Annotated in this window: 5 protein-coding genes and 1 tRNA gene; 1 reads left to right on the top strand and 5 read right to left on the bottom strand. The window is 47.5% G+C overall.

From position 1 onward, the window contains the following. Positions 1–34: 34 nt before the first annotated feature. The 4 genes from VN105_RS24815 to VN105_RS24800 all read right to left on the bottom strand — a co-directional run bounded on the left by VN105_RS24815 (position 35) and on the right by VN105_RS24800 (position 5596). Positions 35–3268, bottom strand: a complete 3234-nt coding sequence (locus tag VN105_RS24815) for a DUF2723 domain-containing protein (RefSeq protein WP_325645306.1) — start codon at positions 3266–3268, stop codon at positions 35–37. 163 nt (positions 3269–3431) lie between these two features. Continuing rightward, positions 3432–3725, bottom strand: a complete 294-nt coding sequence (locus tag VN105_RS24810) for an antibiotic biosynthesis monooxygenase family protein (RefSeq protein ID WP_325645304.1) — start codon at positions 3723–3725, stop codon at positions 3432–3434. Then, positions 3722–4549 (bottom strand): SAM-dependent chlorinase/fluorinase, encoded by an 828-nt coding sequence (locus VN105_RS24805; RefSeq protein ID WP_325645303.1) that lies wholly within the window; start codon positions 4547–4549, stop codon positions 3722–3724. Before VN105_RS24805 ends, VN105_RS24810 begins: the two co-directional genes overlap by 4 nt. A 234-nt stretch (positions 4550–4783) precedes the next feature. Continuing rightward, entirely contained in the window at positions 4784–5596 is an 813-nt protein-coding gene (locus VN105_RS24800) for an SDR family oxidoreductase (RefSeq protein ID WP_325645302.1), read from the bottom strand. Positions 5597–5787: 191 nt separating this feature from the next. On the opposite strand from VN105_RS24800, the gene VN105_RS24795 reads away from it, so the two are divergent. Further along, a tRNA-Lys gene (locus VN105_RS24795) sits at positions 5788–5860 on the top strand. A 233-nt stretch (positions 5861–6093) separates the two neighbouring features. Here the strand turns inward: VN105_RS24795 and VN105_RS24790 are convergent. Beyond that, positions 6094–6287 (bottom strand): hypothetical protein (locus tag VN105_RS24790; RefSeq protein WP_325645300.1); only part of this gene is annotated, 194 nt, incomplete at its 5' end.

Here is a 6287-nt window from a genome sequence, read left to right as displayed (position 1 = left end):
GTACGGGCTTTCTGCTTTATATCAGGTAGTGCGATTATTTTGCTGAATCTGCGGGCTTGGGCATCGGGGTAGAGTCTTCCGTATTCACCTGTATGGCGCCGTCTTTATTTTTACGGGTGCCGTTAGGACCAAATTCACCTTTCATCTGGTTTAACCAGGTAATGAACTGCTGTGCGTTCTGGCCATCGCGTTGTAAGTCGTTGGTCATTCTGCTTGGCGGCAGGGAGCTGTAGAAGCGCAGCTGCTGCTCACAGTCTTTGATCACCTGGTTCGACAACTCTTCCGCTCTCTTCGCATCACCGGCCATATAATAAGCGTAGATGGTTTGAATAGAAGTATAGTTGTGCATATTGCCCGGTGTGGTGAGGGCGTACGGGAAGTTGGTTTCCATGATGTTCTTGTCCATGTAGCGGAGCACGTTCAGGGCGCTGTCTTTCGCAGCTCCTTCCTGTGTCATGGCTACAGAGAGCTTGGTGAACGCCTGGCGGAGGTACATGATCATTTTCCTGTTGGGCTCATCGAAGTAGGTACCGCGGGTTTGCGCGCCACCAAATTCAAATTTGTGCATCAGGTTATCATACATTACGCCTACGTTCGCATTGATGTCCATGCCCAGCGGATCGGTAGAGGTAACTTTAGGCAAAGGCACCAGGTGGTAGGTAAGGCCATCCGTTTGCATATAGTCGTTCAGGCCCAGATCAGTAGGACTGGTGAAGTAGATAGGCCGTTTCCAATCGTTGGCTGCGATGATGTCATATACTGCGAGATCATTTTTCAGCAGGTAGCTCTTGCTGATCTTGAACGGCATGGAAGCCAGAATTTTTGCACTGTCTTTCGCCGCTACCACACCGTTGGCGAGGATCGCCTGTTTATCTACCGGTATAAACAGCTGGCGGGTAGGCAGGAAGTTTTCTGATCCGCCATCCTGTGTGGTTACTTTACTGTTGGCATCATCGCTTCCCATGAAGTTCATGATCTCTTTCAGGTTAAAGTATTTATCGGCAGGAATATTTCCCGGATCGAAGAAGCGGATATAGTTGCGGTTCTCTCCTTTATATTTATCGGCCGACCAGGTCATTGGAATGGCGGGGCTTTGGTTTACAGCCCTGCGCATCTGGTCGATGTACCAATCCACACCCAGGAGACTGAGGTTGATCACCCTGATATCCGGACGGATGCCTTCCACTTCCTGTGCGTACCACAGCGGGTAGGTATCGTTATCGCCCACGGTAAAGAGGATGGCATTTTTCTGGCAGGACTCCAGGTAATCTTTCGCCACATCGCGGGCTACGTATTTGGTAGAGCGATCATGGTCGTCCCATTCCTGGAAAGCCATCAGCACCGGTACAGCCAGCAAACAGATAGCGGTAGCCAGTACAGGGGAAAGGGCGCTCTTCGTTTTCTTCTTCAGGAAATTGTATACCGACAGCACACCTAAACCGATCCAGATAGCGAAGGCGTAGAAGGAGCCTACATAGGCGTAGTCACGTTCACGCGGCTGGTTACCTGCCTGGTTGAGGTAGATGACGATAGCGAAACCTGTGAAGAAGAACAGCAGGGATACGATGAGGGTATCTTTGCGGTGGTTATTATAATGATAGAAGAAACCGATAACGCCGAGAATGAATGGCAGGAAGAACAGGGTGTTATGCGCCTTGTTATCTTTCAGGCTATCCGGCATCATGGATTGATCGCCATACAGGAAGTTATCGATGAACGGAATACCGGAAATCCAGTTACCATCGCGCACGTTGCCGTAGCCCTGGGTATCATTTTGTTTACCGGCAAAGTTCCAGAGGAAATAGCGGGCATACATGAAATTCACCTGGTATTGGAGGAAGAACTTGATATTGTCGCCAAAGCCTGGTTTTTCGCCCTGCTGGAGGCCCAGCCAGGTGCGGTAATAATCTGCATGGCCCTGGTCGTTGCTGGCATCCCATACGCGGGGGAACAGCATCATATCAGACGGATCATATTCCGGTTCCATCTTCTTACCTGCAATTTCATATTTTTTAGCGCCACGGGCGTAGATGTTACCACCTTCCTTGTACCCGGTTGGGCGGGCAGTGAATACCTGGCCATACACCAGCGGGAAATCGCCGTATTGTTCGCGGCCCAGGTAACCTACCAGGGAGATGGGATTATCTACATTGTACATATCTACGGAAGGATTGGCAGTAGAGCGTACCATGGTGGTAATATAAGTGGAGTAACCTACCAGCATGAACAGCACGAAAGAAATAGTAAGACGGCTGAAATGCGCAGTTTTGGATACGTCCATTTTCACGCCTACTGTTTTCAGCAGGTAGGGGATGGCTACAAAGAAGGCAGCCAGTAAGAATTTGAAGAAGATAGCGCCGCCACTTGCCTCGTTAAATGCAGGTACCACGATGATGGTAGCAATAACGATGAAAGGGGCGTAGATACCGAATTTAGGTTTCTGGTATCCTATAATAAGCAATGCTATAATGAGTACGAAATAGAAGATAAATCCGGAGAAATATCCCATTCCGAGGGAATTTACGAAGAATACATCCATATACCCGGAAGCCTTTACGGTATCCTGGATAAGGTATTTCTGTACCAGGCCGGTGACGCCGCAACCTATAACGAAAGCCCAGAACGTGCCCCAGCCGGTAACCTTAAAGCGTCTGAAGTAGTACACCATTACCATGGCGGGGATGGTGAGGAGGTTGAGGAGATGGACACCGATAGAGAGGCCGAGGAGGTACCCGATGAGTACGATCCAGCGGTCGGCATAGGGTTCATCTGCTTCATGTTCCCATTTCAGGATGGCCCAGAACACGATGGCGGTAAAGAAAGAGGACATACCATATACTTCACCTTCCACAGCGGAGAACCAGAATGAATCGGAGAAGGTATAGGCCAGCGCGCCTACAGCGCCTGCGCCCATGATAGCGATCATTTTTTCGCGGGAGATCTCTTCACCGGCTTTCACCATAAGTCTGCGCGCAAAGTGGGTAATGGTCCAGAACAGGAACAGGATAGTGAAACCACTGGCCAGGGCTGTCATGGTATTTACGCCAAGGGCAGCCTGAGATGGTTTCAGGAACATACTAAACAATCTTCCAAGCAACACGAACAATGGTGCCCCGGGCGGATGGGGAATCTGTACTTTGTAAGCACTTGAAATAAACTCGCCGCAGTCCCACAAGCTGCCTGTAGCTTCCATCGTTTTAATGTAAACAAAGCAGGCAATGATGCAAATGACCCAGCCGACCATGTTGTTGGTCCTTTTGAAATTCATAAGGTTGTTTTAAGGTCCGACAAAAATATAAAAAACAGCAAATTATGCTAATCTGGTGAACAGTTTTAACTTTTTGTAAATATCTTTTTGACTGTTAGCCTTTGGCTAGCAGGATCCGGGCACGGGGAGGGCGTTTTCCGGGAGATTAAAAAAGCATTATAAATTACAGGTTTACGGTGGTTTGTACGGTCCAGGCGGCGGGTTTGGCATTGAAAAGCACCTTGGTGGCGGCCCAGGTTTCGCGGAACAGGGGGGATTGCCGGTACTTTTCGAGTGCGGTTTCCGATTCCCATTGACTGAAGGTGAACCAGGTATTGCCGGAGGCGGCATGTTCCCATAGTTCAAGGTGGAGGCATCCGGGAAAATGGCGGATGAGCTCCTGTTGTTTAGCGAAGAGTTCCCGGAAGGCATTTACTTTTCCCGGGTCAAATTCCATTTTAACGATACGGTTAATCATTGAAAAATTATTCTAACAGTTTGGTAGTACGACAGTTGCTGGTAGCCTGCCGGCTGTGTGAGCTGATCGCGGCGGAAGCCCTGCAGGCCGAACAGGCCGGCTGCATTTCCTTTATTGATGGCTATTTCCAGGTAGCCGGCCGCATTGAAGAGGGCGAGCTTGGTGCCTTCGGGCACATCTGCATAGGTTTCGCTGATCTGGCTGATCACCTCGTCGCGGCGGAAAAAGATGCGGAACTTCCGGTTTTTACACTGCATATCGAACTGCTGCCGGGTAATGTTTACCACCACGTTCTCGAAGCTGTCGATATGAATGATCTGTCCTTCTATAAAGTCGTCGCCTACAAGTGGCTGCAGGTTGTGCTTTACCTGGATCTGTTGTGTAAGCGGGCCCAGTTCTCCCAGCGCTCGTCCGCGGCTTAGTTCCCTGGCTACTACTGCCAGCAGCTGGATGATGGTAAAAGTATTTTTAGGCGCATCCGGCGGGAGGGGGATCTTAATGACCTTTTCCGGCATACCGCCGGCAATCATGGTGAGCAAGCCATTATCTGCACAACCGATATATTGTCCGTTATGTTCCGCTACCAGCACATGGTCCGGTCGCCTGTCGAATAAATTGATCAGTACAAAATGGAAGGTGCCCAGCGGAAAGTAAGAGAAGGCGCTTTTGCAGATATAGGTAGCCTGTGGTAAGTTAAAAGGGCTGATATGATGTGTGATGTCCGTAACATGACATTCCGGGCAGTATTGCCAGAGTTGCCCTTTGATGGCACCTACCAGGTAATCCTGCATCCCTATGTCTGATGTTAAAGTTATAATGGACATGCCCGAAAATCTAAATCCAAATCCCAGTGTTCAAAACCCACCAATCAATTCCCGTCCTCACGCGTCTGCAGTTTTTCAATTATCCGGAATGGCAAATTAAAAGTGCGCTTTCCTTCCAAAAAAGATGCCATTGGGGGTTAAGTGAAATAAACTTAGTGCAAATAACGATAAAAAAGCCGAGGCGGCGGTATTTTAAGCGGAATTTTTTGCACTAACGTTAACGGCTACAGTTTATTACTGAAGGGGAGAACCGGGTTCTTTTTTAAAGTGATTGTACACCATTTTGTCGAGGAAGCCGGGGAGGAGTTTACTTAGCAGTACCGTCAGTTTGCCCTGGCCTGTAAGTACCAGTGTGCGTTTACGCTTAGCGATAGCCTTCGCAATTTCCGCTGCCACTGCTTCCGCACTCATCAGCTTACCTTCATCCAGCGGGGTTTCGCTTTGTGCCTGTCCCTGTGGGTTGAGCGCGGTGTTACGTATATTAGAGGCAGTGAAGCCGGGGCATACCCACATCACGTTAACGCCTGTATGTAAATTTTCTGTACGCAGCGCTTCAAGAAAACCCTGCATGGCAAACTTGGAAGCAGAGTAACCGGTGCGTGCCGGCAAGCCCCTGTAACCTGCAATAGAAGATACGCCTACAATAGTTCCTTTATTAGCCAGGATAGAAGGATAGGCAAACTTGGTGCAATATACCGTGCCCCAGAAATTGATATCCATCAGCGACTTCAACACACTTACGTCCAGGTCGCGGAACAGCGCCCTCATAGATATGCCCGCATTGTTCACCAGGATATCTATTTTCCCGAACTTACCGATCACACTTTCTATAAATGCTTTACAGTCGGCCTCTACACTTACATCCGCTACGAAAGTAAACAGCTGGTTGTTATTTACCTGTTGCTGCAGCTCACTGAGTGCTGCCTGTTTTCTGCCACACACCGCTACGTTGGCTCCATGGGCCAGCATTTCAGTTACAAGTGCTTTGCCGATTCCTGATGATCCGCCGGTGACAACCACCGTTTTATTCTGAAAGTATGTTTTCATGGGTATATTTTAGCCCCACAAAAATAGGTGAGTAACATCAATTTATTATAAGGCATTTACAGAAATGTGATGAACTATTTTTGTGTGTGAGGTGTTATAATACATTATGGGGTTGGGTTTGGGAATAAAATTCAATAAAAGTTTGGTGAGAATAAAAATATTCCTATTTTTGCAACCGCTTAACAGCAAAGGATCTCCTAGCTCAGTTGGTAGAGCAATACACTTTTAATGTATGGGTCTTGGGTTCGAGTCCCAAGGGGATCACTGGAGATTTTCAAAGCTCGCGCTGGTCGCGGGCTTTGTTGTTTTGGTCTATTTGTTAGTCTATCAAAGTGCGGATTCGTGTTTCGGCTTTACTTAGTTTTATTTGGGTTGACTTATCACAATCAAAGATAACATATTTTAGAGGTATTGATAGTCAATTTCGTTTTGGGAGTAACAAGTAAATTTCTAAGTCTGAACAACATATTCTTAATCCGTAAATATTTTATTCCCCTCTATTTGGGGATTAACTTAATTCTAATTGCTTCAATGGCATCTCTTTGAAAAGGCAATGGGGCGGCGTTTCCCTTTAATGTTTCGTTTAAAACAAATCGTAGATACCTTGTTCCCTTTTTAAAAGATAATAAATAGGAAATTACTCTATTGAACGATTCTGGGTTTTTTAACGCAGATAAAAAAGAATTGGCAG

It is taken from the genome of Chitinophaga sp., from assembly GCF_035564935.1.
Classification (GTDB): Bacteria; Bacteroidota; Bacteroidia; order Chitinophagales; family Chitinophagaceae; genus Chitinophaga.
This window is presented reverse-complemented; position numbering and strand designations above follow the sequence as displayed.

Bases quoted from the DNA above. Each gene is read 5' to 3' on its own strand.
- VN105_RS24810 (WP_325645304.1), bottom strand. From the start codon at position 3,725: ATGATTAACCGTATCGTTAAAATGGAATTTGACCCGGGAAAAGTAAAT.
- VN105_RS24805 (WP_325645303.1), bottom strand. From the start codon at position 4,549: ATGTCCATTATAACTTTAACATCAGACATAGGGATGCAGGATTACCTG.
- VN105_RS24815 (WP_325645306.1), bottom strand. From the start codon at position 3,268: ATGAATTTCAAAAGGACCAACAACATGGTCGGCTGGGTCATTTGCATC.
- VN105_RS24800 (WP_325645302.1), bottom strand. From the start codon at position 5,596: ATGAAAACATACTTTCAGAATAAAACGGTGGTTGTCACCGGCGGATCA.